28 protein-coding genes are annotated in these 25,739 nt (G+C 61.1%); 17 read left to right on the top strand and 11 right to left on the bottom strand.

What is annotated here, in order from left to right:
- The first annotated feature begins 117 nt into the window (after positions 1 to 117).
- Genes phnE through phnP form a run of 11 tightly spaced genes read left to right on the top strand, consistent with a single transcriptional unit; the run spans position 118 to position 8,665 of the window.
- A complete protein-coding gene (gene phnE / locus KJF94_RS04870; RefSeq protein ID WP_034146313.1) occupies positions 118 to 900 on the top strand; it encodes a phosphonate ABC transporter, permease protein PhnE in 783 nt (260 codons plus the stop codon).
- 36 nt (positions 901 to 936) lie between these two features.
- The gene (gene phnF, locus KJF94_RS04875) at positions 937 to 1,641 is read left to right on the top strand and encodes a phosphonate metabolism transcriptional regulator PhnF (protein WP_214381574.1); all 705 of its coding nucleotides are present in this window, start codon (positions 937 to 939) and stop codon (positions 1,639 to 1,641) included.
- Positions 1,642 to 1,652: 11 nt separating this feature from the next.
- The gene (phnG, locus tag KJF94_RS04880) at positions 1,653 to 2,126 is read left to right on the top strand and encodes a phosphonate C-P lyase system protein PhnG (protein WP_214381575.1); all 474 of its coding nucleotides are present in this window, start codon (positions 1,653 to 1,655) and stop codon (positions 2,124 to 2,126) included.
- A complete protein-coding gene (phnH, locus tag KJF94_RS04885; RefSeq protein ID WP_214381576.1) occupies positions 2,126 to 2,716 on the top strand; it encodes a phosphonate C-P lyase system protein PhnH in 591 nt (196 codons plus the stop codon). Before phnG ends, phnH begins: the two co-directional genes overlap by 1 nt.
- The gene (locus tag KJF94_RS04890; RefSeq protein WP_214381577.1) at positions 2,716 to 3,792 is read left to right on the top strand and encodes a carbon-phosphorus lyase complex subunit; all 1,077 of its coding nucleotides are present in this window, start codon (positions 2,716 to 2,718) and stop codon (positions 3,790 to 3,792) included. Before phnH ends, KJF94_RS04890 begins: the two co-directional genes overlap by 1 nt.
- Before the next feature lie 13 nt (positions 3,793 to 3,805).
- A complete protein-coding gene (locus KJF94_RS04895; protein ID WP_214384726.1) occupies positions 3,806 to 4,672 on the top strand; it encodes an alpha-D-ribose 1-methylphosphonate 5-phosphate C-P-lyase PhnJ in 867 nt (288 codons plus the stop codon).
- Positions 4,669 to 5,475 carry a phosphonate C-P lyase system protein PhnK gene (gene phnK, locus KJF94_RS04900; RefSeq protein ID WP_214381578.1) on the top strand — a complete coding sequence of 269 codons (807 nt, stop codon included), beginning with the start codon at positions 4,669 to 4,671 and terminating at the stop codon, positions 5,473 to 5,475. Before KJF94_RS04895 ends, phnK begins: the two co-directional genes overlap by 4 nt.
- Before the next feature lie 29 nt (positions 5,476 to 5,504).
- Positions 5,505 to 6,224, top strand: a complete 720-nt coding sequence (gene phnL / locus KJF94_RS04905) for a phosphonate C-P lyase system protein PhnL (RefSeq protein ID WP_214381579.1) — start codon at positions 5,505 to 5,507, stop codon at positions 6,222 to 6,224.
- Positions 6,214 to 7,359 (top strand): alpha-D-ribose 1-methylphosphonate 5-triphosphate diphosphatase, encoded by a 1,146-nt coding sequence (locus KJF94_RS04910; protein WP_214381581.1) that lies wholly within the window; start codon positions 6,214 to 6,216, stop codon positions 7,357 to 7,359. The genes phnL and KJF94_RS04910 overlap by 11 nt, the downstream gene beginning before the upstream one ends.
- Positions 7,359 to 7,925 (top strand): phosphonate metabolism protein/1,5-bisphosphokinase (PRPP-forming) PhnN, encoded by a 567-nt coding sequence (gene phnN, locus KJF94_RS04915; protein WP_214381583.1) that lies wholly within the window; start codon positions 7,359 to 7,361, stop codon positions 7,923 to 7,925. Before KJF94_RS04910 ends, phnN begins: the two co-directional genes overlap by 1 nt.
- The gene (phnP, locus tag KJF94_RS04920; RefSeq protein ID WP_214381585.1) at positions 7,916 to 8,665 is read left to right on the top strand and encodes a phosphonate metabolism protein PhnP; all 750 of its coding nucleotides are present in this window, start codon (positions 7,916 to 7,918) and stop codon (positions 8,663 to 8,665) included. The genes phnN and phnP overlap by 10 nt, the downstream gene beginning before the upstream one ends.
- 121 nt (positions 8,666 to 8,786) lie before the next feature.
- Here the strand turns inward: phnP and KJF94_RS04925 are convergent, their stop codons facing one another.
- Positions 8,787 to 9,674, bottom strand: a complete 888-nt coding sequence (locus KJF94_RS04925; RefSeq protein ID WP_214381587.1) for a LysR family transcriptional regulator — start codon at positions 9,672 to 9,674, stop codon at positions 8,787 to 8,789.
- A 247-nt stretch (positions 9,675 to 9,921) separates the two neighbouring features.
- Between KJF94_RS04925 and KJF94_RS04930 the strand changes: the two genes are divergently transcribed.
- Together KJF94_RS04930 and KJF94_RS04935 are read left to right on the top strand one after the other, a co-directional pair.
- On the top strand, positions 9,922 to 10,134 hold the full coding sequence (locus KJF94_RS04930) for a type II toxin-antitoxin system HicA family toxin (RefSeq protein ID WP_214381589.1): 213 nt from the start codon (positions 9,922 to 9,924) through the stop codon (positions 10,132 to 10,134).
- On the top strand, positions 10,134 to 10,538 hold the full coding sequence (locus KJF94_RS04935) for a type II toxin-antitoxin system HicB family antitoxin (RefSeq protein WP_214381591.1): 405 nt from the start codon (positions 10,134 to 10,136) through the stop codon (positions 10,536 to 10,538). The genes KJF94_RS04930 and KJF94_RS04935 overlap by 1 nt, the downstream gene beginning before the upstream one ends.
- Positions 10,539 to 10,632: 94 nt before the next feature.
- On the opposite strand, the gene KJF94_RS04940 is transcribed toward KJF94_RS04935, so the two are convergent.
- Complete coding sequence (locus tag KJF94_RS04940; RefSeq protein ID WP_214381593.1) at positions 10,633 to 11,838, bottom strand: MFS transporter; 1,206 nt, start codon at positions 11,836 to 11,838, stop codon at positions 10,633 to 10,635.
- A 236-nt stretch (positions 11,839 to 12,074) separates the two neighbouring features.
- Here KJF94_RS04940 and KJF94_RS04945 point away from each other — a divergent pair, with 236 nt between their 5' ends.
- The gene (locus KJF94_RS04945) at positions 12,075 to 12,692 is read left to right on the top strand and encodes a hypothetical protein (protein WP_214381595.1); all 618 of its coding nucleotides are present in this window, start codon (positions 12,075 to 12,077) and stop codon (positions 12,690 to 12,692) included.
- Between the two features lie 220 nt (positions 12,693 to 12,912).
- Here KJF94_RS04945 and KJF94_RS04950 read toward each other — a convergent pair whose 3' ends face one another.
- From KJF94_RS04950 to gcl, 8 genes are all read right to left on the bottom strand, one after another.
- The gene (locus KJF94_RS04950) at positions 12,913 to 13,911 is read right to left on the bottom strand and encodes a sulfate ABC transporter substrate-binding protein (RefSeq protein WP_214381597.1); all 999 of its coding nucleotides are present in this window, start codon (positions 13,909 to 13,911) and stop codon (positions 12,913 to 12,915) included.
- Positions 13,912 to 14,004: 93 nt separating this feature from the next.
- A complete protein-coding gene (locus KJF94_RS04955) occupies positions 14,005 to 14,829 on the bottom strand; it encodes an ion transporter (RefSeq protein WP_214381599.1) in 825 nt (274 codons plus the stop codon).
- 21 nt (positions 14,830 to 14,850) lie between these two features.
- On the bottom strand, positions 14,851 to 15,765 hold the full coding sequence (locus KJF94_RS04960; RefSeq protein ID WP_214381601.1) for an urea transporter: 915 nt from the start codon (positions 15,763 to 15,765) through the stop codon (positions 14,851 to 14,853).
- Positions 15,766 to 15,953: 188 nt separating this feature from the next.
- A complete protein-coding gene (gene pyk, locus KJF94_RS04965; protein ID WP_084320597.1) occupies positions 15,954 to 17,369 on the bottom strand; it encodes a pyruvate kinase in 1,416 nt (471 codons plus the stop codon).
- Complete coding sequence (locus tag KJF94_RS04970; RefSeq protein ID WP_214381603.1) at positions 17,359 to 18,639, bottom strand: glycerate kinase type-2 family protein; 1,281 nt, start codon at positions 18,637 to 18,639, stop codon at positions 17,359 to 17,361. The genes pyk and KJF94_RS04970 overlap by 11 nt, the downstream gene beginning before the upstream one ends.
- Positions 18,640 to 18,829: 190 nt before the next feature.
- A complete protein-coding gene (locus KJF94_RS04975) occupies positions 18,830 to 19,720 on the bottom strand; it encodes a 2-hydroxy-3-oxopropionate reductase (RefSeq protein WP_214381605.1) in 891 nt (296 codons plus the stop codon).
- 200 nt (positions 19,721 to 19,920) lie between these two features.
- Positions 19,921 to 20,703, bottom strand: coding sequence for a hydroxypyruvate isomerase (hyi, locus tag KJF94_RS04980; RefSeq protein WP_214381606.1), 783 nt, complete (start codon positions 20,701 to 20,703; stop codon positions 19,921 to 19,923).
- A 49-nt stretch (positions 20,704 to 20,752) separates the two neighbouring features.
- Positions 20,753 to 22,528 carry a glyoxylate carboligase gene (gcl, locus tag KJF94_RS04985; protein WP_214381608.1) on the bottom strand — a complete coding sequence of 592 codons (1,776 nt, stop codon included), beginning with the start codon at positions 22,526 to 22,528 and terminating at the stop codon, positions 20,753 to 20,755.
- A 267-nt stretch (positions 22,529 to 22,795) separates the two neighbouring features.
- Between gcl and KJF94_RS04990 the strand changes: the two genes are divergently transcribed.
- Together KJF94_RS04990 and KJF94_RS04995 are read left to right on the top strand one after the other, a co-directional pair.
- Positions 22,796 to 23,236 carry a GlcG/HbpS family heme-binding protein gene (locus KJF94_RS04990; RefSeq protein WP_214381610.1) on the top strand — a complete coding sequence of 147 codons (441 nt, stop codon included), beginning with the start codon at positions 22,796 to 22,798 and terminating at the stop codon, positions 23,234 to 23,236.
- A 210-nt stretch (positions 23,237 to 23,446) separates the two neighbouring features.
- Positions 23,447 to 23,905, top strand: a complete 459-nt coding sequence (locus KJF94_RS04995) for an REP-associated tyrosine transposase (protein WP_214381612.1) — start codon at positions 23,447 to 23,449, stop codon at positions 23,903 to 23,905.
- Between the two features lie 128 nt (positions 23,906 to 24,033).
- On the opposite strand, the gene KJF94_RS05000 is transcribed toward KJF94_RS04995, so the two are convergent.
- A complete protein-coding gene (locus KJF94_RS05000; RefSeq protein ID WP_008039884.1) occupies positions 24,034 to 24,639 on the bottom strand; it encodes a TetR/AcrR family transcriptional regulator in 606 nt (201 codons plus the stop codon).
- A gap of 134 nt (positions 24,640 to 24,773) precedes the next feature.
- On the opposite strand from KJF94_RS05000, the gene KJF94_RS05005 reads away from it, so the two are divergent.
- The gene (locus tag KJF94_RS05005; RefSeq protein WP_214381614.1) at positions 24,774 to 25,688 is read left to right on the top strand and encodes a DUF808 domain-containing protein; all 915 of its coding nucleotides are present in this window, start codon (positions 24,774 to 24,776) and stop codon (positions 25,686 to 25,688) included.
- Positions 25,689 to 25,739: the final 51 nt, after the last annotated feature.

Raw genomic sequence — 25,739 nt, forward strand, 5'->3', positions numbered from 1 at the left:
GCAACATCGATGTCGGCTGACATACCGCTTTCGCGAGCAGGCTCGCTCCCACAGGTTTTTTTAGCAGGCATTCCTTATGCGCCCCGCCTCTTTGAACGCTTTTTTAGAGAAATCTTCATGACCACTCTGCACGCTGAAGCTGTCGGCAAGCGCACCTGGCCGCAGTACGCCGGTTGGGGCCTGTTCCTGGTTCTGCTGGCCTGGGCCTGGCACGGCGCCGAGATGAACCCGATGGCGCTGTACCGTGACTCCGGAAACATGGCGACCTTCGCCGCCGATTTCTTCCCGCCTGACTTCCACGAATGGCGCGCCTACCTCAAGGAAATGATCGTCACCGTACAAATCGCCCTGTGGGGCACGGTGTTGGCGATTGTCTGCTCGGTGCCGCTGGGCATTCTCTGCTCCGAGAACATCACTCCCTGGTGGATCCACCAGCCGCTGCGTCGGGTGATGGACGCCTTCCGCTCGATCAACGAAATGGTCTTCGCGATGTTGTTCGTAGTGGCTGTCGGGTTGGGGCCGTTTGCCGGGGTATTGGCGCTGTGGATCAGCACCACTGGCGTGCTTGCCAAGCTGTTCGCTGAAGCGGTCGAGGCGATTGATCCAGGCCCGGTTGAAGGGGTTCGCGCCACCGGTGCCAGTGCCTTGCAAGAAGTGATCTACGGCGTGATTCCGCAAGTGATGCCGCTGTGGGTGTCCTACGCGCTGTATCGGTTCGAGGCCAACGTGCGCTCGGCGACGGTGGTGGGGATGGTCGGTGCCGGCGGGATCGGGGTGATTCTGTGGGAGAACATCCGCGCCTTTCAGTTTGTTCAAACGTGCGCAGTCTTGCTGGTGATCATCGTCGTGGTGAGCCTGATCGACATCCTGTCGCAACGCTTGCGCAAGCAGTTCATCTGAATTTCGGAGGGGTGCCCGTGGGCGCTTTTTTTAAGCATGCAGTTGTCTAGACAAGATGAGCCGGTGTACCGCGAGCTGGCCGACATCCTGCGTCGCGAGCTGGCCGATTATCAGGCCGGCGACTTCCTGCCGGCGGAGGTGCAGTTGGCCGAGCGTTTCGGGGTCAACCGCCATACCTTGCGCCGCGCCATCGATGAACTGGTGTTCGAAGGCAGCCTGCTGCGCCGCCAGGGCAAGGGCACACAGGTGCTGGAACGGCCGCTGATTTATCCGATGGCCGCCGACAGTGCCTACAGCCAGTCGTTGTCGGCTCAGGGGATCGGCGTCGAAGCCGTCCTGCTCAAGCGACGTTATTGCTTCGCCAGTCGTGAAGAGGCGCAACACCTCGGTCTGGTCGAGATGGCGCCGATGATTGAGTTGCAGACCCTGCGCAAGCTCGACCACCAGCCAGTCAGCCTGATCCGCCATCGCTATTGCGCCAGCCACGCGCCATTGCTGGCGGACTACACCGGCGGTTCCCTTCGCCAGTACCTGAGCGAACGCGACCTGCCGCTGACCCGCACCCTGAGCCTGATCGGCGCCCGTTTACCCAGCCGCGAAGAAGCCGCGTTGCTGATGATGCCGCGGCATTTGCCGGCGCTGAGTGTGTTCACCCTTTCCCGCGATCGCGACGGCCGCCCGGTGGAGCTGGCGCAGTCCACCAGCCGTTCGGATCGCTTCCAGTACCAGGTCGTCACCTGATGGAGAGCTCAATGCACGACTCAATTCACGGCCCAATTCACGGCCCTGTTCCTCACACCGATCGGCAGCACTGGATCGGCGTGCTGGCCCGCGCTCGTCGCAGCGAATTGCAGCCTCACGAAGCTGCGCTGCGCGATGTCGAGTACCAACTGATTCGCGCTCCGGAAATCGGCATGACGCTGGTCCGTGGTCGCATGGGCGGCAACGGCGCGCCGTTCAACGTCGGCGAAATGAGCGTGACCCGTTGCGTGGTGCGCCTGGCCGATGGTCGCACCGGTTACAGCTATCTGGCAGGGCGCGACAAGGTCCACGCCGAGTTGGCGGCCCTGGCCGACGCGCATTTGCAGGGCGCGCAGCAGCGCCACTGGCTGGATGAAGTGATCACGCCGTTGGCCAACGCCCAGGCACAACGCCGGGCGCAAAAAGAGGCGGAAACCGCCGCCACCAAAGTCGAATTCTTCACCCTTGTGCGAGGCGAAAACTGATGAGCGCACCGTTGTTGCAACCGGCGTTTACCGACCCGGTGCTGGATGCCCAGCGCGGTTTTCGCGCCGCGCTCAAAGCACTGGCTGGCCCTGGATTGACCCAGACCTTGCACGCCACACCGACCCTCGAAGGGTTGGCGCCGGCCACCTATGCGCTGTGCCTGGCGTTGCTGGATGTCGACACGCCGCTGTGGCTGGCACCGTCCTTCGACACGCCGCTGATCCGCGCCAACCTGGCGTTCCACTGTGGTTGCCCCCTTACCGCAAACAGAGAGACCGCGCGGTTTGCGTTGCTTGCGGCGGAGGATCTGCTCGACCTCAGCGGCTTTGAACATGGCAATGACCGTTACCCCGATCAGTCCTGCACCTTGCTGGTTCAGTTACCGGATCTGCGTGGTGGGGCAGGTCTGGTATGGAAAGGTCCGGGGATCGAAACCGCGCACGCGGTCGCTTTGCCGGTGGCCGAGGGTTTCTGGTCCGAGCGTGAGCGACGCAACGAATTCCCCCGGGGGCTGGATCTGTTTTTCACCGCCGGCCAGGACTTGATTGGTTTGCCGCGTAGCACCCGTATTACACAGGAGCGTATCTGATGTACGTAGCCGTCAAGGGTGGCGAACAAGCCATCGACAATGCCCACCGTCTGCTGGCGAAAAAGCGCCGGGGCGACACCTCGATCACTGAGCTGGGCATTGAGCAAATCCGTCAGCAACTGCCGTTGGCCGTGGCGCGAGTGATGAGTGAAGGCTCGCTCTACGACGAAGAACTGGCCGCGCTGGCGATCAAGCAGGCAGCGGGCGATCTGGTGGAAGCGATCTTCCTGCTGCGTGCCTACCGCACCACGTTGCCGCGTTTCAGCCCGAGCCTGCCGATCGACACCTCAAACATGCAGCTCAGCCGGCGTCTGTCCGCCACCTTCAAGGATGTGCCCGGTGGGCAACTGCTCGGGCCGACCTTCGACTACACCCATCGTCTGCTGGATTTTGCACTGCTCGCCGAAGGCGAGTATCCCGGACCGCCAACCACCCCGAACGCCAGTCTCGAACCCTGCCCACGGGTCCTGGGTTTGCTGGCCAAGGAAGGCCTGATCAAGAACGAAGCCGACAACAGCGACAGCGTCGCCGACATCACCCGCGACCTGCTGGAACTGCCCGCCAATCGCGCCCAACGCTTGCAGGCCCTGGCCCGTGGCGACGAAGGTTTTCTGCTGGCGCTGGGCTATTCCACCCAACGCGGTTACGGACGCAACCATCCGTTCGCCGGGGAAATTCGCATCGGTGAAGTGGAGGTCTGGATCGATCCCGAAGAACTGGGTTTCCCCATCTGCCTGGGCGGCATTGAAGTGACCGAGTGCGAGATGGTCAACCAGTTCGTCGGCTCGGCCACCGAGCTGGCGCAGTTCACCCGCGGTTACGGCCTGGCCTTCGGACACGCCGAGCGCAAGGCCATGGGCATGGCGCTGGTCGACCGTGCATTGCGGGCCGGGGAGTACAACGAAGAGATCGTGTCCCCGGCGCAGCAGGAAGAATTCGTACTGATGCACTGCGACAACGTCGAGGCCGCCGGTTTTGTCTCGCACCTCAAATTACCGCACTACGTGGACTTCCAGGCCGAACTGGAACTGATCCGCAAACTGCGCAAGCCTGCCGAGGGCCACAGCCATGAATGACCTGAGCAACCCTATGAAGGGCCGGGCGCCGGAACGCGATGCGGCGTACAACTTTGCTTACCTCGACGAGCAGACCAAACGCATGATCCGCCGCGCCTTGCTCAAGGCCGTGGCGATCCCCGGTTACCAGGTGCCGTTCGGTGGCCGCGAGATGCCGTTGCCTTATGGCTGGGGCACCGGCGGCATGCAATTGACCGCGGCGATTCTCGGTGCCGATGACGTGCTCAAGGTCATCGATCAGGGCGCGGACGACACCACCAACGCCGTGTCGATCCGCCGTTTCTTCGCTCGCACCGCTGGCGTCATGACCACCGAAAGCACGCCGGATGCCACGGTGATCCAGACCCGCCACCGCATCCCGGAAACCCCGCTGCACGCCGATCAGATCATGGTCTACCAAGTGCCGATCCCGGAGCCGTTGCGCTTTATCGAGCCGTCCGAAACCGAGACCCGGACCATGCACGCCCTCAATGATTACGGGGTCATGCACGTCAAGCTCTACGAAGACATCGCCACCTTCGGCCACATCGCCACTGCTTATGCCTACCCGGTGATGGTCGACGAACGCTACGTGATGGACCCGTCGCCAATCCCCAAATTCGATAACCCGAAACTCGACATGAGCCCGGCGCTGATGCTGTTCGGCGCCGGTCGGGAAAAGCGTTTGTACGCGGTGCCGCCGTACACAAAAGTCACCAGCCTCGACTTCGAGGACCACCCGTTCGAAGTGCAGAAGTGGGACGAGTGCTGCGCCATTTGCGGCAGCCACGATTCGTTCCTCGACGAGCTGATCATCGACGATGCCGGGACCCAGAGCTTCGTCTGTTCCGACACCTATTACTGCGCCCAGCGCGTCAGCCAGCAGGAGCAGGGCCAATGAACCAGGCGCTGAAAAACGAACTGTCCGTGACCACCGAGCCTTTGCTGCAAGTGCGTGACCTGTCGCTGCTGTACGGCCCGGAGAAGGGTTGCCAGGGTGTCAGTTTCGACCTGTATCCCGGTGAGGTGCTGGGGATTGTCGGCGAGTCCGGCTCGGGCAAGTCGACCTTGCTCTCGCTGCTCAGCGGACGCTTGCCGCCCCACAACGGCAGCATCGGTTACCGCGACAAGCAGGGCGAATGGCTCGATCTGTACAGCGCCAGTGAAGCCGAGCGCCGGACCTTGTTGCGCACCGAGTGGGGCTTCGTCGAACAGAACCCCCGGGACGGTTTGCGCATGGGCGTTTCCGCCGGCGCCAACATCGGCGAACGCCTGATGGCCCAGGGTGTGCGCAATTATCAGCAGCTGCGAGGCGCCGGGATTGACTGGTTGAGCCAGGTGGAAATCGACCCGCTGCGCATCGACGACTTGCCCCGGACCTTTTCCGGCGGCATGCAGCAACGTCTGCAAATCGCTCGCAATCTGGTGTCGAGCCCGCGGCTGGTGTTCATGGACGAACCCACGGGCGGCCTCGATGTGTCGGTGCAGGCGCGTTTGCTCGACCTGCTGCGCGGGCTGGTGCGTGAACTGGACCTGGCGGTGGTCATCGTTACCCATGACCTCGCCGTGGCCCGTTTGCTGGCGGACCGGCTGATGGTGATGCGGCGCTCGCGGGTGGTGGAAACCGGCCTGACCGACCAGATCCTCGACGACCCGCAGCACCCTTATTCGCAACTGCTGGTGTCTTCGGTGTTGCAGCCGTGAAGCCCTGTCCATCTGTGGAAGTCCGAGCGATGAATACCTTGATCGAGGTCCGTGACCTCTCGAAAACCTTCACCCTGCACCAGCAGCATGGCGTGGTCCTGAACGTACTGCGCGGGGTGGATTTCAGTGTGGCGGGCGGCGAATGCCTGGTGCTGCATGGCCAGTCCGGCGCCGGTAAGAGCACCTTGTTGCGCACCCTTTATGGCAACTACCTGCCGGCGGGCGGCAGCATCCGCGTGCAACATGACGGTCACTGGCTGGAGATGGTGGGCGCCGAGCCGCGCGACATTCTTCAGGTGCGCCAGCGAACCCTGGGCTATGTCAGTCAGTTCCTGCGGGTGATCCCGCGGGTGGCCTGCCTGGACGTGGTGATGGAGCCGGCCCTGGCCCGTGGCTGGTCAAAACACCTGGCGCAATCGCGCGCCGAGCTGTTGCTCAGCCGTCTGAACATCCCGCAACGCCTGTGGCAACTGGCACCCAGCACGTTTTCCGGTGGCGAGCAGCAGCGGGTGAACATCGCCCGGGGCTTCATGGTGGCCTGGCCGGTGATGTTGCTCGACGAACCGACAGCGTCCCTCGACGACACCAATCGCCAGGTGGTGTTGGAACTGATGAATGAAGCGAAAGCAGCAGGCGCTGCGCTGATCGGCATCTTCCACGATCGCACCGCTCGCGAGGCCGTTGCCGATCGCCATCTCGACATGACCCCAGCCGCTGTGAACCACGAGGAATACGCCAATGTCCGCTGAACAGATCCTCAGCAATGCCCGACTGGTCACCGCTGACCGTGTGTTCCTCGGCTCCGTGGTAATGCGCGACGGCTTGATCGCCGACGTTGCCGAAGGCCTGAGCCGCTTGCCTCAGGCTCAGGACCTCAACGGTGATTTCCTGTTGCCCGGCCTCGTGGAGCTGCACACCGACAACCTGGAAAAACACATGACCCCGCGCCCCGGTGTGGATTGGCCGTCGCGCTCGGCGGTGCTCAGTCACGATGCGCAGATCATCGCAGCCGGCATCACCACGGTGTTCGACGCCATTTCCATCGGCGATGTGAACCCCAAAGGCAATCGCATGCAGAAATTGCCGGCGATGCTTGAAGCGATCTCCAGCGCCTCCGACGCCGGGCTGACCCGTGCCGAACACCGTCTGCACCTGCGTTGCGAACTGTGCCATCCAGACACCTTGAGCGTATTCCGCGACCTGGTGGAGCATCCGCTGGTGCAACTGGTCTCGGTGATGGACCACTCGCCGGGCCAGCGCCAGTTTGTTATGGAATCCAAGTACCGTGAGTACTACATGGGCAAATATCACCTGACGACTACGCAGATGGAGGAATTCATCGTGCTGCAGAAGGCCAACTCCCGCGAGTACAGCACCCGCTATCGCGCGGCGATTGTCGAGCATTGCCTGGCCCGCGGCCTGTCGGTGGCCAGCCATGACGACGCGACCCTGGCGCATGTCGAAGAGTCAGCGCGTTACGGCATGACCATCGCCGAATTCCCGACCACCGCCGAGGCGGCACGCGGCAGTCAGCAAAACGGCATGAAGGTGTTGATGGGCGCCCCGAACATCGTACGCGGCGGTTCCCACTCGGGTAACGTGGCCGCCGCAGACCTGGCCGCGGAAGGCCTGCTGGACATTCTTTCCAGTGATTACTACCCGGCCAGCCTGTTGCAAGCGGCGTTTGCGCTGGCGGCGCAAAGCGAACGGGTCGATCTGGCCGAAGCGATACGCATGGTCAGCCTGGCCCCGGCCAGGGCCGCCGGCTTAATTGATCGTGGCGAAATCGCCCCGGGCCTGCGCGCTGATCTGGTGCAGGCACGGAGTCAGGACGGTTTGCCGGTGGTCCAGCAAGTATGGCGACAAGCGAAGAGGATGTTTTGATGTCAGGCAGGTTGATCTATCTCATCGGGCCTTCAGGTTCGGGCAAGGACAGCCTGCTGGATGCTGCGCGAACGCGGTTAGCCGAACGCGGCTGTCGTATCGTGCGGCGGGTCATCACACGCTCGGCGGAAGCGGTCGGGGAGGCGGCGCTGGGCGTCAGCATGCAGCAATTCGCCGAGATGCAGGCGCAGGGTGCATTTGCCCTGAGCTGGCAGGCCAATGGTCTGGCTTATGGCATCCCGCGGGAAATCGACGAGTGGCTGGCGACGGGGGACGACGTGCTGGTCAACGGTTCACGCGAGCATCTGCCGCAAACCCGTGAGCGTTATCCGGACATGCTGGTGGTGTTGCTGACCGTGGACCCTGCGGTGTTGCGCCAGCGCCTGCTGGCGCGCGGGCGTGAGTCGGTGGCCGAGATCGATCAGCGGCTGGCGCGTAATGACCGTTTCAGTGAGCGCCTGTCAGTTGAGCACCCGAGCGTGCATGTGCTCGACAACTCCGGGCCGCTGGAGCACACCGTCGAGCACCTGCTGGCCTGCATCGACGAGCCCGACCCATGCGCCTGACCTTGTTGGGCACCGGCGATGCCCGACAGGTGCCGGTCTATGGCTGTGAATGTCAGGCCTGCGTCCGCGCGCGCCTCGATGAGCGCTGGCGACGACGACCGTGTTGCGCGCTGATCGAATGCGGCGACCAACGCTGGCTGATCGACAGTGGCCTGCCGGACCTGGCCGAACGCTTCCCGCCGCGCAGCTTCAACGGCATTCTTCAAACCCACTACCACGCCGATCACGCCCAAGGGCTGCTGCATTTGCGCTGGGGCCAGGGGCTGGTGATTCCGGTGCATGGGCCGGTCGACCCGGAAGGCCTGGCGGACCTCTACAAGCACCCGGGCATTCTTGATTTCAGCGAGCCGTTTGCCCAATTTGAAACCCGACAGTTCGGCACGCTCCGCGTCAAGGCGTTACCCCTGCAACACTCCAAACCGACATTGGGCTACTTATTGGAGGGGGAGGGTCGACGAATCGCTTACCTGACCGACACGGTCGGCCTGCCGCCCGCTACTACGGCACGGTTGCAGGGTGAGTCGCTGGATCTGCTGGTGCTCGACTGCTCGATACCGCCGCAGCCGCAGACACCACGCAATCACAACGATCTGAATCTTGCCCTGCAGTGCATTGAAGAGTTGCAACCGGCGCTGGCGGTCTTGACGCATGTCGGGCATACGCTGGATGCGTGGTTGCTGGAGCACAGCAGCGAGTTGCCGGGGAACGTCAGGGTTGGGTTTGATGGGTGTGTGCTATAGCGCTAAACGGCAAAAAGATCGCAGACTCCTACAGGATCGTGTACGACGATGATCATCGGTGCGCGCGGTGATGTCGGAGATGGCGAGGCCTGCGATCTTTTGATTTTGAGTCAGGGCCTCTTCATATCTCCTTGACCAACAACCCCCGCACATACTCCACAAACGCCCGGGCCTTGGCGCTCGCCATTCGCCCGGTAGGAAACACCGCCCACAGGTCCTGATTCGGCAGCGACCACTCCCTCATCACTTCCCTGACCGCTCCGCTGTCCAGCTCCGGTGCAAACATCCACTGCGACGCCATGGTCAGCCCCTGATGGGCGAGCACCGCTTCGCGCAGGCCTTCAGCGGCGCTGACACGAATCCTGCCGTTGACGATGACGGATTGTTCTTCGGCTGCGTTTTTGAACGGCCAGGTGGCGCCACCGCCCAAGGAGTAGATGACAGCCTGATGCTTGCTCAGATCGGCAGGGCAGTCGGGTTCGCCGTGTTTTTCGAAGTACGTCGGCGTGCCCAGGACCACACGCCGGCATTCGGCGATCTTGCGCGCAGTGAGGTTCGAGTCGCTCAGGGCGCCCATGCGCAGGGCGATGTCGACGCCTTCCTCGACCAGGTTGACGTTGCGGTCGTCGAGCATCAGGTCGATGTTCAATTCAGGGTTTTGCTCGAGAAACGGCCCGAGGTGCGGAACGATGTGCATCCGGCCGAAGGTCACGGCGGCGCAGATGCGCAGGTTGCCGGTCAGCCCGTTGGCCGCACCCCGAGCCGCCTTGTCCGCTTCGTCGGCTTCCTCGATGGCGCGCCTGGCGCGTTCGAAAAACGCCAGCCCGGCTTCGGTCGGCGTCAGGCCACGGGTCGAGCGCAACAACAGCCGGACCGCGAGCCGTGCTTCCAGTTGCGCGATGGTTTTCGACACGGCGGGCTGGCCGATGTTCAGCCGTCGTGCGGCGGCGGAAAACGAGCCGGTTTCCACCACGTAGACGAAGGTTTCCATTGCGGCGAGACGGTCCATCTCAAGTCCTTGTCGTGATCAAACTGTGGGAGCGTCAGAATCGCTTCAGGCTCAGGGCGCTGAGTGTAATCCGGGTCGACCTCGGCGTAACGGCTCACACAGAGCAAAAGAATTCACTTCTGGAAGGTATGCGCTGGGCGGCAATCACACTTCGTAAAACAACCGGACGTCGTAATCAGGGTTTTTGTGCTTGAGTAAAGATAACTCTAGAGTTACTTTTGTCTGGGCCGGAGCAAGGAGGCAGGTGGTGCAAAGCAGGTTATTGATCAAGGAGCTGGAGGAGGCGGGCTGGACGCTGGATCGGATTACCGGCAGCCATCATCTCTTCACCCACCGATACAACCCGTACACGATTCCCGTCCCTCACCCGAAAAAGGATTTACCGATCGGGACGGTTAAAAGCATCAGGAGGCGCGCCGGGCTTTACTGCCCGCCAGCCAGTTACGCAGGAGATCCATAATGCAATATCCAATCTGTATCGAGTGGGGCGACGAGAACACCGCCATCGGTATTCAGATCCCCGATATTCCGGGCGCCGTAACGGCCGGGGATACGTTTGAAGACGCCTATAACGCGGCGATCGAGATTGCCCACATCATGCTTCAGGAAATAGCGGCTGACGGGGAAGCGATTCCTATGCCTTCTTCGGCAGCCGTCCATCGTGGCAACCCGGACTTTGCCGACATGGGATGGGGAATGCTGGAGCTGGACATCGCGCCGTACATGGGCAAGACCGAGAAGGTCAATGTCACGTTGCCCGGCTATGTGATTCAGCGGATTGACCGGTATGTGCGCGAGCACAATGTCAAAAGCCGCTCATCCTTTCTGGCAGATGCGGCGATGGAGAAGCTGGTTCGACACTGAGTGAAATCAGGTACGTCGCCTTCGCGGGCAAGCCTCGCTCCTACGCAGGGGCGAGGCTTGGTCTGGGCGGCATTCCGACGAAGCTTTTGACACGCTATACCGTCGCCAATGAACGCTCCCGCGAAACACTCAAGAACCGCAACAGCGCCAACAACGGGAATGCGCTGCCTACAATCACGATCCACAACCAGCCGCCGTGCTCATACACCGCACTGGCGACCGAGGAGCCAAACGCGCCGCCGATGAAAATGCTGGTCATGTACAGCGCATTCAAGCGGCTGCGGCTTTTGGCGTCCAGGGCGTAGACCGCGCGTTGGCCAAGGACCATGTTCATCTGTACGCAGAAGTCGAGCACCACACCGGTGACGGCGAGGCCAATGACGCTGTAGGCCGGATGGATGAACGCTGGCAGGAAGCTCAGGCTGGCGAACAGCAGGGCCAACAGCGAAGCGATGCGGGTGTGGCCGGCGTCAGCCAGTCGACCGGCGATCGGCGCGGCGATCGCACCGATGGCTCCCACCAGAGCGAAGATCGCGATCTGGGTTTGCGACAGGCCGTGATTGCGCGCCAGTTCCAGCGGCACGGCAGTCCAGAACAGGCTGAACGTGGCGAACATGCAACCCTGGTAAAACGCGCGCTGACGCAGAACCGGTTGTTGGCGCAACAGCGTCCACAGCGAGCCCAGCAATTGGCCATAAGAGGCGCTGTGATCCGGCTGGCGTTTGGGAATCGTCACGGCCAGCACGATGCTGATCGCTGCCATCAACACGGCTGCGATCACGAACATCGCGCGCCAGCCGAAGTGATCCGCCACAACGCTGGACACCGGCCGCGCCAACAGAATACCCAGCAGCAAACCGCCCATGATTCCGCCGACCACCCGGCCACGAGTCTCTTCCGGGGCCAGGTGCGCGGCCAGTGGAATCAGGATCTGCACCGACACCGAGCTGAACCCCACCAGCAGCGAGATCAACAGAAACACGTTGGGTTGATCGGTAAACGCTGCGCCCAACAGGCTGGCAATCGCCACCAGCGTGGTAATGATCATCAGCCGGCGGTTTTCCAGCAGATCGCCCAGCGGCACCAGGAAGAACAGGCCCAGTGCGTAACCAATCTGGGTCAGCGAAACGATCAGGCTGGCCATGGTGTTGGTCAGGCCAATGTCCGGCGCGATCAGGCCGATGATCGGCTGGGCGTAGTAAATGTTGGCAACAATGGCGCCGCAGCAAAAGGCGAACAGCAGCACCATGCCTTTGGTCATTGTCGCGGCGCCGTGTTGCGCCTGGTTCGCTGGATTCATAACGTGTCTCGCTGAGCAAAATGGAATGCGTGCAGGCTAAGCGGCTGGCCGGAACGGCGGAAGTGGGATTGGAGTGATAGCAATCATTCCATTGCGGAATGAGTGACGCCGGCGTGTGCCGTGTGCCGATGAGCCATGCGCCAGAATTTCGAAGTCTGATGATACATTCACTTACATCTTGTTCGATAGCGTGCTTATGTTCTCTCTTCACGATTCACAACCGGAAGGGCACTTTCATGAACGCGATGTTCCGTCACCTGATTTGCGGCGCTTTGATCGGGTTGTTTATGGCAAGTCTCGCCCAGGCGGCCGACGCGCCGGGCATGCGCATCGGCGTACGCGGCGAGATCACCGGGGTAAGCCCCGACGTCTTGAAAGTTCACGTCAACAGTGGCGATAACGTGAATATCCACCTGACCAGTGACACCAAGGTCCGGGCCGTCACCTTGGCCAATATCGAAGATATTAAGCCCGGCAGTTACATAGGCTCGGCGGCCATTGCGCAGGAAGACGGCTCGCTCAAAGCCCTGGAAGTCCATGTCTTCCCACCGGAGCTGGCCGGCAGCGGCGACGGCCATCGGCCCTTCGATCTGGCCAAGGGCAGCAGCATGACCAATGGCAGCGTCGGTGATCTGGTGGTCAGCAACGGCCGTGTGCTGACCGTCAACTACAAGGGTGGTCAGCAGAAGATTCTGGTGCCGGAGGATGTGCCGATTGTGAACCTGTTGCCAGGGGATCGCAGCTTGCTGAAAGTGGGCGTGAAGATCGTGACGTTCGTGACGCAGAGTGCCGACGGGACGCTGACGGCGCAGTCGATTTCGGCCGGCAAGGATGGCGTGACGCCGCCGATGTAGCTGCCTGTCGCAAATCCTATGGGAGCGAGCCTTTGTGGCGAGGGAGCTTGCTCCCGCTCGGCTGCGAAGCAGTCGCAAATCTTTGGGGCCGCTTCGCGACCCAGCGGGAGCAAGCTCCCTCGCCACACAGGCTTGCTCCCACAGTGGTTCTGTGGCTTGGCAAAAAACGCCCACAAAAAAAGCGACCTTCTCAAGTCGCCTTTTTCATTGCGCTCAGGAATTACTGGCCGCTGTAAATCTGATCAAAAATCCCGCCATCGTTGAAGTGAGTCTTCTGCACGGTGCGCCAGTCACCAAAGGTCTTCTCCACCGACAGGAAATCCACTTTCGGGAAGCGATCGGTGTACTTGGCCAGTACCGCCGGATCACGGGGACGGAGGTAGTTGGCGGCGGCAATTTCCTGACCTTCCGGCGACCACAGGTATTTCAGGTATTCCTCGGCGGCAGCGCGGGTGCCTTTCTTCTCGACCACTTTGTCGACCACAGACACCGGCGGCTCGGCTTCGGCGGAGACGCTTGGGTAGATGACTTCGAACTGGTCACGGCCAAACTCGCGGGCAATCATTTCCGCTTCGTTTTCGAAGGTCACCAGCACGTCGCCGATCTGGTTGGTCATGAACGTGGTGGTGGCGGCACGGCCACCGGTGTCGAGCACTGGCGCTTGTTTGAACAGTTTGCCGACGAAGGCTTTGGCCTTGTTCTCGTCACCGCCGTTCTTCAGCACATAACCCCAGGCCGACAGATAGGTGTAGCGGCCGTTGCCGGAGGTTTTCGGGTTTGGCACGATTACTTGCACGCCATCCTTGAGCAGATCCGGCCAGTCTTTCAGGGCTTTCGGGTTGCCTTTGCGCACGATGAACACCGTTGCCGAGGTGAACGGCGCGCTGTTGTTCGGCAGGCGGGTGACCCAGTTGTCCGGAACCAGTTTGCCGTTGTCCGCCAGAGCGTTGATGTCGGTGGCCATGTTCATGGTGATGACGTCAGCCGGCAGGCCGTCGATCACGGAGCGCGCCTGTTTGCTGGAACCACCAAAAGACATCTGCAGGGTGATGTTTTCGTTATGCTCGGCTTGCCAGTGTTTCTGGAAGGCAGCGTTGTAGTCCTTGTAGAAATCGCGCATCACGTCGTAGGAAACGTTGAGCAGAGTCGGTGCGGCTTGAGCCACGCTGGTCAGTGCCAGGCCAGCGGCCAGAAGTGAGGCGCCAAAGAGTTTTTTCACTGCGCATTCCTTGTTCTAAATTAAAAGTGAGGCATTTTGCCAGCGACTATAACTGCGCTCGCATAGTCCTTTAAAGATTAAAAAGCACTTTGCTTATTCCAGTTTCTTGAACAGAGCATTGCCGCACCGCGAGCAAAATGCAGCGCCATGCTCGTGGCTGTTTTTCTTGCACACCGGGCAGTCGTGTTGCAACTGTTCACCGCGCATGGCGTTGGCCAGCTCCGCGGTGAAAATGCCCGTCGGCACCGCGATGATCGAGTAACCGGTGATCATCACCAGCGACGAAATCACCTGACCCAGCGGCGTCTTAGGCACGATGTCGCCAAAGCCTACGGTGGTCAGCGTCACGATAGCCCAGTAGATACCTTTCGGAATGCTGGTGAAGCCGTGTTCCGGGCCTTCGATCACATACATCAGGGTGCCGAATACCGTCACCAGCGTGCAGACGCTGACCAGAAACACCACGATCTTCTGCTTGCTGCCGCGCAACGCAGACATCAGGTAATTGGCTTGTTTCAGATAAGGACTGAGCTTGAGCACGCGGAAAATCCGCAGCATCCGAATGATCCGGATAATCAGCAAATACTGCGCATCGGCGTAATACAGCGCGAGGATACCGGGCACGATCGCCAGCAAATCCACCAGTCCGTAAAAGCTGAACGCGTAACGTAATGGCTTCGGCGAACAGTAGAGCCGCAGGCCATATTCGATGGCGAAGATGACGGTGAAGCCCCACTCGATGTACGCCAGCACGTTGGCGTAGTTCTTGTGGACGGTGTCGATGCTGTCGAGCATCACGATGATGATGCTGGCGAGGATGATCAACAGCAGGATGCCGTCGAAGCGCCGTCCGGCCTTGGTGTCGCTTTGGAAAACCATGACGTAAAGGTCTTCACGCCAGTTTTTGCTGCTGTCCATGGAAAACGCCTGAATCGAGAATCAGCGAAGCCTAGGGTGATTCTCCCCGGTAGCGCAAGGCGCACTGTCGACGGCGGCCTGGCGCAGCACGCGAATGCCGGCGCGGATCAGCCAGCAGGCGAGGATGAACGGCGCGGTCAACGTGGCCAGACCGAGCGCGGCGAAGCCCGGTGTGAGCAATACGGCAAGGGCAATGCCCAGCAGTGGCAACCAGGGCCGGCGGTGTTGTCCGCTGAAGGCGAGGGCGGCGAGCACGGCGTTGTAACCGCCCAGTCCCGGTAGCGCGGTTGACGTTTCGTGATGCAGCAAGGCGAACCCGAGTCCGGCAACGGAGCCCAGCAATGCCCACAAAAACGCGCGGCGGTCGGCGATCAGCAAGCCTGCGGCAATCAGTGCACCCGCCAGCGGATGACCGAGAAACATCACCTGACCGAGTCCCTTCAGGGGGGCGGCGAGCAGGTTGAGCGTGTTCATTTCGATCAGCGGCGCGGGGTGTTGTGGCCCGGCAAACGACAGCAGCAACCAGCTCATGCCGACGAAGGGCGCGGTGTAGGCCGGCAGGCAATGATGGTCGCGGGCGCGTTTCAAGCATTGCTGGGTAAGCATGGCACTCAGTCCGCCAGCGGCAATGATCAGCGGCGGTAACAGCGCGGACCAAGGGAAATACAGGCTCAGCAGCAAGCCGAGCAGAACGCCGTTGTAACTGAACAGCCCGGCCTGACGATCGACCTTGGCGTAGTCGCGACGTTGCGCGGTGAGCAAACCGGCGACGCCGCCCAGCAGGGCACCGCCGAGCAGGGTTGGCGCGGTAAAAAGAATCGCCAACAGGCACAGCAGGCCGCACAGCGGATGGCGCTGGAGGAAGATCTGGCTGAAACCGTTGAGCAGGGCAGTCGCCCAGTCGGGGCAGTGGGTGTTGAAGTGGTTGGCAGGCATGATGAAGTCTAGGGCAGTGGGAAAAACCAAGGTCTTGCATAAACCCTGTGGCGAGGGAGCTTGCTCCCGCTGGGCTGCGAAGCAGCCCCAAAATCGGTGAATGCGGTTTCTCTGTGGAATCCGTCATGCCGAAGACGACTGCTACGCAGCCGAGCGGGAGCAAGCTCCCTCGCCACAGGGGTAGTTCTTTAAATCAACGTCTCGATACGCAACGAGTTAGTCGACCCAGGCTGCCCAAACGGCACACCCGCCGTAATCAATAAAGTGTCCCCGCGCTGCGCCATGCCCTGCGCCTGCGCAATCTCCAGCGCCGTCGAGCACACTTCATCCACCTGGCGCAGTCGATCATTCACCACCGAGTGCACGCCCCACGCGACCGTCAAGCGGCGAGCCGTCTGCAAGTTCGGCGTCAGGTTCAGAATCGGCACGGTCGGCCGTTCCCGCGCCGCACGCAGGCTCGACGCACCCGATTCGCTGTAATTCACCAGCACGGCCACCGGCAGCACGTTACTGATGCGACGAATCGCACAGCTGATCGCATCGGAAACCGTCGCCTCAGCTTTCGGCCGGCTCACGTCCAGTTGCGTCTGATAGTCCGGACCGTTTTCCACCTGGCGGATGATTTTGCTCATCATCTGCACGGCTTCCATCGGGTACTCACCGGACGCGGTTTCCGCCGACAGCATCACCGCATCCGCACCTTCGGCCACGGCGTTGGCCACATCGGTGACTTCGGCGCGGGTCGGGGCCGGGGAGAAGCGCATCGACTCGAGCATCTGCGTCGCCACCACCACCGGTTTACCCAGCTCGCGGCAAATGCTGATGATGTTTTTCTGAATCTGCGGCACGCTTTCGGCCGGCACTTCGACGCCGAGGTCGCCACGGGCAACCATGATCGCGTCGCTCAATTCAGCGATTTCCCGCAGTTGAGTGACCGCTGACGGCTTCTCGATCTTGGCCATCAAAAATGCTTTGTCGCCGATCAGTTCACGCGCTTCGCGGATATCTTCCGGGCGCTGCACGAACGACAGCGCGACCCAGTCCACACCCAGCTCCAGACCGAAACTCAAGTCACGACGATCCTTGGCGGTCAGCGGGCTCAGTTCCAGCACCGCTTGCGGCACGTTCACCCCTTTGCGGTCCGACAACTCACCGCCATTGAGCACCGTGGTGTCGATGGCGTCGGCGTACTTGGTGACCACGCGCAGACGCAGTTTGCCGTCGTCCAGCAGCAGGTCCATGCCCGGCTCCAGCGCAGCGATGATTTCCGGGTGTGGCAGGTTGACCCGGCGTTGATCGCCCGGTGTCGGGTCGAGGTCCAGGCGCAGGGCCTGGCCACGATGCAGTTGCACCTTGCCTTCGGCGAACTTGCCGACCCGCAGTTTCGGGCCTTGCAGGTCCATCAGAATGCCCAGGGGGTAATTCAGCTGACGCTCGACTTCACGAATCCACTGATAGCGCTGGGCGTGGTCGGCGTGATCGCCATGGCTGAAGTTCAGCCGGAAGATGTTGACCCCGGCCTGTACCAGCTCGCGGATGTCTTCGAGGCCATCGGTGGCCGGGCCGAGGGTGGCGAGGATTTTGACCTTTTTATCAGGCGTCATGTTTAGGGCTCTCGAGAATCAGAATGGCGCGGAAGTCGTTGACGTTGGTGCGCGTCGGCTCGGTGACGATCAGTGCGTCCAGCGCCGCGAAATAGCCGTAGCCATTGTTGTTGTCGAGTTCGTCGCTGGCGCTCAGACCGAGTGCGGCGGCGCGGGCGTAGCTGTCCGGGTTCATGATCGCGCCGGCGTTGTCTTCGGAGCCGTCGATGCCATCGGTGTCACCGGCCAGCGCGTAGACGCCGGGCAGGCCCTTGAGGCTGTCGGTCAGGCTGAGGAGGAATTCGGCGTTACGTCCGCCCCGGCCATTGCCGCGTACGGTGACCGTGGTTTCGCCACCCGACAGAATCACGCACGGCGCCGACAATGGCTGGCCATGCAAGACCACTTGCCGCGCGATGCCGGCGTGCACCTTGGCCACTTCGCGGGACTCGCCTTCGAGATCGCCGAGGATCAATGGGCTGAAGCCGGCCTGACGTGCTTTCACCGCTGCGGCTTCAAGCGACTGTTGTGGACGGGCGATCAATTGGAAGTGACTGCGCGCCAGGCTCGGATCGCCGGGTTTGACCGTCTCCGATTCGGGGCTTTGCAGCCAGTTGCGCACCGAGGCCGGAACCTCGATAGCGTAGCGCTTGAGGATCGCCAGGGCTTCGGCCGAGGTGCTCGGGTCGGCCACGGTAGGGCCGGAGGCAATGACCGTGGCGAGGTCGCCCGGCACATCGGAAATCGCATAGGTGTAAACGGTGGCTGGCCAGCAGGCTTTGCCGAGGCGGCCGCCCTTGATCGCCGAGAGGTGCTTGCGCACGCAGTTCATCTCGCCGATGGTCGCGCCGGATTTGAGCAGGGCTTTGTTGATCGATTGCTTGTCGGCGAGGGTGATGCCGGCAGCGGGCAGGGCCAGCAATGCCGAGCCACCGCCCGAAAGCAGAAAGATTACGCGGTCGTCTTCAGTCAGGTTGCTCACCAGTTCAAAGACGCGCTTGGCGACCGCTTGGCCGGCAGCATCCGGCACCGGGTGCGCAGCTTCGACCACTTCGATTTTTTCGCACGGGGCGCCGTGACCGTAGCGGGTTACCACCAGACCGGACACTTCACCCTGCCAGCAGCGCTCGACCACCTGGGCCATGGCGGCTGCGGCTTTGCCGGCACCGATGACGATCACCCGACCGCTGCGATCGGTGGGTAAATGGGCTTCAAGGACGTGCTGCGGATGGGCCGCGTCGATGGCTGTGGCAAACAGCTCGCGCAGGAATTGTTGCGGATCGACCGACATGGCGGGCTCCCGGAATTCTTGTTATTTGAAGGGCAACTCGGGTTCCTGTGGGAGCTAGCCTGTGTGGCGAGGGAGCTTGCTCCCGCTCGGCTGCGAAGCAGTCGCAAAGCTTTTGGGGCCGCTTCGCGACCCAACGGGAGCAAGCTCCCTCGCCACACAAGTCCGCTCCCACAGGGTTTTGTGCAGGGCGTTATTTATCGCGAATCGAGAAATTCGCCATGTGCTCCAGACCCTTGATCAGCGCCGAGTGATCCCAGTTGCTGCCACCGATGGCCGCGCAGGTGCTGAACACTTGCTGGGCGTTGGCGGTGTTCGGCAGGTTGATGTTCAGCTCCTTGGCGCCTTGCAGGGCCAGGTTCAGGTCCTTCTGGTGCAGGCTGATGCGGAAGCCCGGGTCGAAGGTGCCTTTGATCATGCGCTCGCCGTGCACTTCGAGGATCTTCGATGACGCAAAACCACCCATTAGCGCTTCACGTACCTTGGCTGGATCGGCACCGTTTTTCGAGGCGAACAACAGGGCTTCAGCGACGGCCTGGATGTTCAGCGCAACGATGATCTGGTTCGCCACTTTTGCGGTTTGCCCATCGCCATTGCCACCGACCAGGGTGATGTTTTTGCCCATGGCCTGGAACAGCGGCAGTGCGCGTTCGAAGGCGTCGGCATCGCCACCGACCATGATGCTCAGGGTCGCAGCCTTGGCACCGACTTCGCCGCCGGACACGGGTGCGTCGAGGTACTGCGCACCTTTTTCGTTGATTTTGGACGCGAAGGTTTTGGTGGCGGTGGGCGAGATCGAGCTCATGTCGATCACGATTTTGCCTTTGCCCACACCGGCCGCTACGCCGTCTGCGCGGAACAGTACGTCATCGACCTGCGGGGTATCCGGCACCATGACGATGATGAATTCGGCTTCTTGCGCGACTTCTTTCGGGTTGGCGAGGGCGATGGCGCCTGCGGCGACCAGGTCGGCAGGCGCGGCGTCGTGATGCGCCGACAGGAACAGGCTGTGACCGGCTTTCTGCAGGTTCAACGCCATTGGGTGGCCCATGATGCCGGTGCCGATAAATCCGATTTTAGCCATGAGAAATTCCTCTTGTTTTTGTCTTGCCAATTATTTTTCGCGACACACCTTGTGGCGAGGGAGCTTGCTCCCGCTCGACTGCGAAGCCGTCGCAAAACCTGAGTTCCGGTTCTGCCTGATGCACCACTGTGGATGGCTTTGGGGCCGCTGCGCGACCCAGCGGGAGCAAGCTCCCTCGCCACAGTGGTCCTGCGTCAGCGTCAGATTGCGTTGTGGGTTTTCAGCCAGCCCAGACCCGCTTCCGTGGTGGTCAGCGGCTTGTATTCACAGCCAACCCAACCCTGATAACCGATGCGGTCCAGGTGTTCGAACAGGAAGCGGTAGTTGATTTCACCGGTGCCCGGTTCGTTGCGCCCAGGGTTGTCGGCCAACTGGATGTGGTTGATCTCGCCCAGGTGCGCGGCCATGGTGCGGGCCAGGTCACCCTCCATGATTTGCATGTGGTAGATGTCGTATTGCAGGAACAGGTTGGCGCTGCCGACCTGCTCGCGAATCGACAGGGCTTGCGCCGTGTTGTTCAGATAGAAACCCGGGATGTCGCGGGTATTGATCGCTTCCATCACCAATTTGATGCCCGCCGCGTGCAGCTTGTCGGCCGCGTACTTGAGGTTGGCGACAAAGGTTTTTTCCACGGTGGCATCGTCGACGCCTTGTGGACGAATACCGGCCAGGCAGTTGACCTGGGTGTTGCCCAGTACTTTTGCGTAAGCGATGGCCAGATCGACACCGGCGCGGAACTCTTCGACCCGGTCCGGCAGGCAGGCGATACCGCGCTCGCCCTTGGCCCAGTCACCGGCCGGCAGGTTGAACAGCACTTGGGTCAGGCCGTTGGCGTCGAGCTTCGCTTTGATCTCGGCGGAGCTGAAGTCGTAAGGGAACAGGTATTCCACGCCAGTGAAGCCGGCCTTGGCGGCCGCTTCGAAACGGGCGAGAAAATCCTGTTCGGTGAACAGCATGGACAGGTTGGCTGCGAAACGCGGCATGGTGGTCTCCCGTATATGTGTGTGGCCCCTCTGTAGGAGCGTTCAGCTGTTAGTCCAGCAACGAAATCGCCGTCGGCGCATCGTTGCCAACCAGCGCCAGGTCTTCGAATTCGTTGACGGCGTTGATCTCGGTGCCCATGGAAATGTTGGTCACGCGCTCCAGAATAATCTCGACGATCACCGGCACCTTGAACTCTTCGATCAGTTCCTGAGCCTTGCGCAGGGCAGGCTGGATCTGACCCGGTTCGAACACACGCAGCGCCTTGCAACCGAGGCCTTCGGCGACCGCGACGTGATCGACACCGTAACCATTGAGTTCCGGAGCGTTCAGGTTATCGAAGGACAGCTGCACGCAGTAGTCCATGTCGAAACCGCGCTGAGCCTGACGAATCAGCCCCAGGTACGAATTGTTTACCACAACATGGATGTACGGCAGCTTGAACTGCGCGCCCACGGCCAGCTCTTCGATCATGAACTGGAAATCATAGTCGCCCGACAGTGCCACGACCTTGCGGGTCGGATCGGCCTTGACCACGCCCAGCGCTGCCGGAATGGTCCAGCCCAACGGGCCTGCCTGACCGCAGTTGATCCAGTGACGCGGCTTGTAGACGTGCAGGAACTGCGCGCCGGCAATCTGCGACAGACCGATGGTGCTGACGTAGCAGGTGTCTTTGCCGAACACCTGGTTCATCTCTTCGTACACGCGCTGCGGCTTGACCGGCACGTTGTCGAAATGCGTCTTGCGCTGCAGGCTGGCTTTACGCTGCTGGCAATCTTGCAGCCAGGCGCTGCGGTTTTTCAGTTTGCCGGCGGCCTGCCATTCGCGAGCGACTTCGATGAACACGGTCAGCGCGGCAGCGGCGTCGGACACAATGCCCAGGTCCGGGGTGAACACGCGGCCGATCTGAGTGCCTTCGATGTCGACGTGAATGAACTTGCGGCCTTCGGTGTACACGTCGACCGAGCCGGTGTGACGGTTCGCCCAACGGTTACCGATGCCGAGTACGACGTCGGATTTCAGCATCGTGGCGTTGCCGTAGCGGTGCGAGGTCTGCAAGCCGACCATGCCGACCATCAGCGGGTGATCATCCGGAATGGTGCCCCAGCCCATCAGGGTTGGAATCACCGGGATACCGGTCAGCTCAGCGAACTCCACCAGCAAGTCGCTGGCGTCGGCATTGATAATGCCGCCCCCGGCTACCAGCAGTGGGCGTTCGGCCTGATCGAGCAGCGCCAGGGCTTTTTCCACCTGAACGCGGGTCGCGCTCGGCTTGGCCAATGGCAGCGGCTGGTAGGCATCGATGTCGAATTCGATTTCGGCCATCTGCACGTCGAACGGCAGGTCGATCAGCACCGGGCCTGGGCGGCCGGAACGCATTTCGAAGAAAGCCTTCTGGAACGCGTAAGGCACTTGGCCCGGTTCCAGAACGGTGGTTGCCCACTTGGTCACTGGCTTGACGATGCTGGTGATGTCGACAGCCTGGAAGTCTTCCTTGTGCATCCGGGCGCGGGGTGCTTGCCCTGTGATGCACAGGATCGGGATCGAGTCGGCCGAGGCGCTGTAGAGCCCGGTGACCATGTCAGTACCGGCCGGGCCGGAGGTGCCGATGCACACGCCGATGTTGCCGGCCTTGGTGCGGGTGTAGCCCTCGGCCATGTGCGAGGCGCCTTCAACGTGGCGAGCGAGGACGTGATCGATGCCACCGACCTTCTGCAAGGCGTTGTACAGCGGGTTGATCGCGGCGCCCGGGATGCCAAAAGCGGTATCAACCCCTTCACGGCGCATCACCAGAACGGCGGCTTCGATTGCTCTCATTTTGCTCATGGTTTTGTGCCTCTTACGTTTTGTAATTGTATACAAGTGGCTTTGCGCAGAGTGTATTCACGGCGGACGGCGCAGGTCAATCCATTTTCTCAAGCGACTGTTTCATTCGTCGGAAGCCTGTTCTGCTGTGGCTTTTCGTCGCATGTGGCGCTTTTCGATAATTATTGTATACAAAAATATAACTCATTGTGTTCTATTTGTTGCATCGGTCTGCGGCACAACCGCGCAGCCCATCCGCTTTCCCTATAACAAAATGAGGACGGCACCATGAGCGCTTTAACCTTGAAAGTGGCAGTCAACCTGACCAGTCAGGCCATCTCCGCCGCGCGTGCAATTTCCGCGGCCCCGTTGACCATCGCCGTGCTGGATGCCGGCGGGCATCTGCTCTCGCTGCAACGCGAAGACGGCGCCAGCCTGCTGCGACCGCAAATCGCCATCGGCAAAGCCTGGGGCGCCATCGCCTTGGGCAAAGGCTCACGCCTGCTGGCGCTGGACGCCCAGCAACGTCCGGCGTTTATTGCGGCTTTGAACAGTCTGGGGCAGGGCAGTGTGGTGCCGGCACCGGGTGGTGTATTGATTCGGGATCAGGACGGGAATGTGCTGGGAGCGGTGGGGATCAGCGGGGATCTGTCGGATGTTGATGAGCAGTGTGCGATTAATGCGATCGAGGCGTTGGGGTTGCGGGCGGATGCGGGGGTGAGTGCTTGATTTGCGCTGACTGACACATTGCTATCGCGGGCAAGCCCGCTCCCACAAGGATCGCGGATGTTCATAGAATTCATGTGCACCAACAGACCCTGTGGGAGCGGGCTTGCCCGCGATGGCTTTCTACCAGACACATCCAGCTAAAAGTCTGCATCATCATCCGGCATTTCCGGGGCTAGCCTTTCATGAACCCATTATGAGAGAAGCAAAGGAATGCCAGATTTACCCGCTTCACATCGCCTGCGAACGGGGCGCTATGCCGAACCCAACCGAATCTATTTACTGACCACCAACACTTTGGATCGCGAGCCGATTTTTGCCGACTTCGCTTTGGGCAGATTGGTGGTTCATCAATTTCGCCGAGCACAAGATCTTGGATTGGCAAAATCATTGGCTTGGGTCGTCATGCCCGACCATTTTCATTGGCTGGTCGAATTGGAAAACTGTTCGCTCAGAAAGCTGATGCGCCAGACTAAATCCCTGATTACGAGGGCGGTGAATCTTTCGAGAAGTAGAGGTGGACCGCTTTGGCAGCAGGGTTTTCACGACCGGGCGTTGAGGCGGGAGGATGACTTGGTGAAGTTGGCCCGGTATGTCGTGGCAAACCCATTGCGGGCCGGGCTTGTTGAAAAGCTTGGGGACTATCCGCTTTGGGATGCCATCTGGGTTTGAAGCGGCACCGAGTCGCCTTCATCGCTGGCAAGCCAGCTCCCACAGAGATTTGTGTCGATCACAGAATTTGAATTCAACAGAGAAACCTGTGGGAGCTGGCTTGCCAGCGATGGCCGCACCGCGGTCTATCAGTCCGGCTCACACCCCTTGAGCACCAACCGAATAATCGTCTGCGCCGCCGCTTCATAATCCTCTTCATCCAGCTTGGCCTTGCCGGTAATGGCTGTGATCTGCCAATCAAAGTCGGCGTAGGTCTGCGTGGCGGCCCAGATGCTGAACATCAGGTGGTTGGGGTCGATGGGGGCGATCTGGCCGCGGTCGATCCAGGTCTGGATGCAATCGATGTTGTGCTTGGCCTGGCTGTTGAGTTGTTCGACCAGGTCTGCGCTCAGGTGTGGGGCGCCGTGCATGATTTCGCTGGCGAACACCTTGGAAGCGAAGGGCAGGTCGCGGGAGATGCGGATTTTCGAGCGGATGTAGCCGCTCAGCACTTCGCTGGGCACGCCGTCGGCATTGAACGGCGTCGAGGCCTGCAGGATGGGCTCGATGATGCTTTCCAGAACTTCGCGGTAGAGGTTTTCCTTGGATTTGAAATAGTAGTAGACGTTGGGCTTGGGCAAACCCGCCTTGGCTGCGATGTCACTGGTTTTGGTCGCAGCGAAGCCCTTGTCGGCAAATTCTTCACTGGCGGCACGCAGGATCAGTTCTTTGTTGCGCTCGCGGATAGTGCTCATAAACCAGGTGGTTCCTTGCCTGTTCTGGCGGTTGCGCATGGTAGCACCGGCCTCGCGCGGCGCTCAAGAATGCCCCGTGTGGCGCTCGGCCACGCTATGCTGCGCAGCATTCATTCAAGAAGGGCACCTGATTCATGGCAGGAAGCAGTTTGCTGTTGCTTATCGACGACATCGCCGCCGTACTTGATGACGTGGCGTTGATGACCAAAATGGCCGCCAAGAAAACCGCCGGCGTGCTCGGCGACGATCTGGCGCTCAATGCCCAGCAGGTCAGCGGTGTACGCGCCGAGCGGGAAATCCCGGTGGTCTGGGCGGTCGCCAAGGGTTCGTTTCTCAACAAACTGATCCTGGTGCCATCGGCGCTGGCGATCAGTGCGTTCATTCCGTGGCTGGTTACACCGTTGCTGATGGTCGGCGGCGCCTACCTGTGCTTCGAAGGTTTCGAAAAACTTGCGCACAAGTTCCTGCACAGCAAGGCTGAAGACCAGGCCGAGCATGCGGAACTGGTCGAAGCCGTAGCAGATCCCGCGGTCGACCTGGTGGCGTTCGAAAAGGACAAGATCAAGGGTGCCATCCGCACCGACTTCATTCTCTCGGCGGAAATCATCGCCATCACCCTCGGCACCGTGGCGGATGCGTCGCTGACCCAGCAAGTCATCGTGCTTTCGGGCATCGCCATCGTCATGACCATCGGCGTCTACGGCCTGGTGGCCGGCATCGTCAAGCTTGATGACCTCGGCCTGTGGTTGACCCAGAAGCCCGGCCAGATGGCCAAAAGCATCGGTGGCGCGATTCTGCGTGCGGCGCCGTACATGATGAAAAGCCTGTCGGTGATCGGAACGGCGGCGATGTTCCTGGTGGGCGGCGGGATTCTCACCCACGGCGTGCCGGTGGTTCATCACTGGATCGAAAGTGTCAGTGCGGGGGCGGGTGGTGCCGGGTTTGTCGTGCCGACGTTGTTGAATGCAGTGGCGGGGATTGTGGCGGGTGCGGTGGTGTTGGCGGGTGTGATGGCCATCAGCAAAATCTGGAAGGCAGTCAAAGACTAAAGCCTTGCACTGTCCGAAAATGTGGGAGCGAGACCGGCTTGCCGGCGATAG

The organism is Pseudomonas hormoni, from assembly GCF_018502625.1.
In the GTDB taxonomy this organism is placed as follows: Bacteria; Pseudomonadota; Gammaproteobacteria; order Pseudomonadales; family Pseudomonadaceae; genus Aquipseudomonas; species Aquipseudomonas hormoni.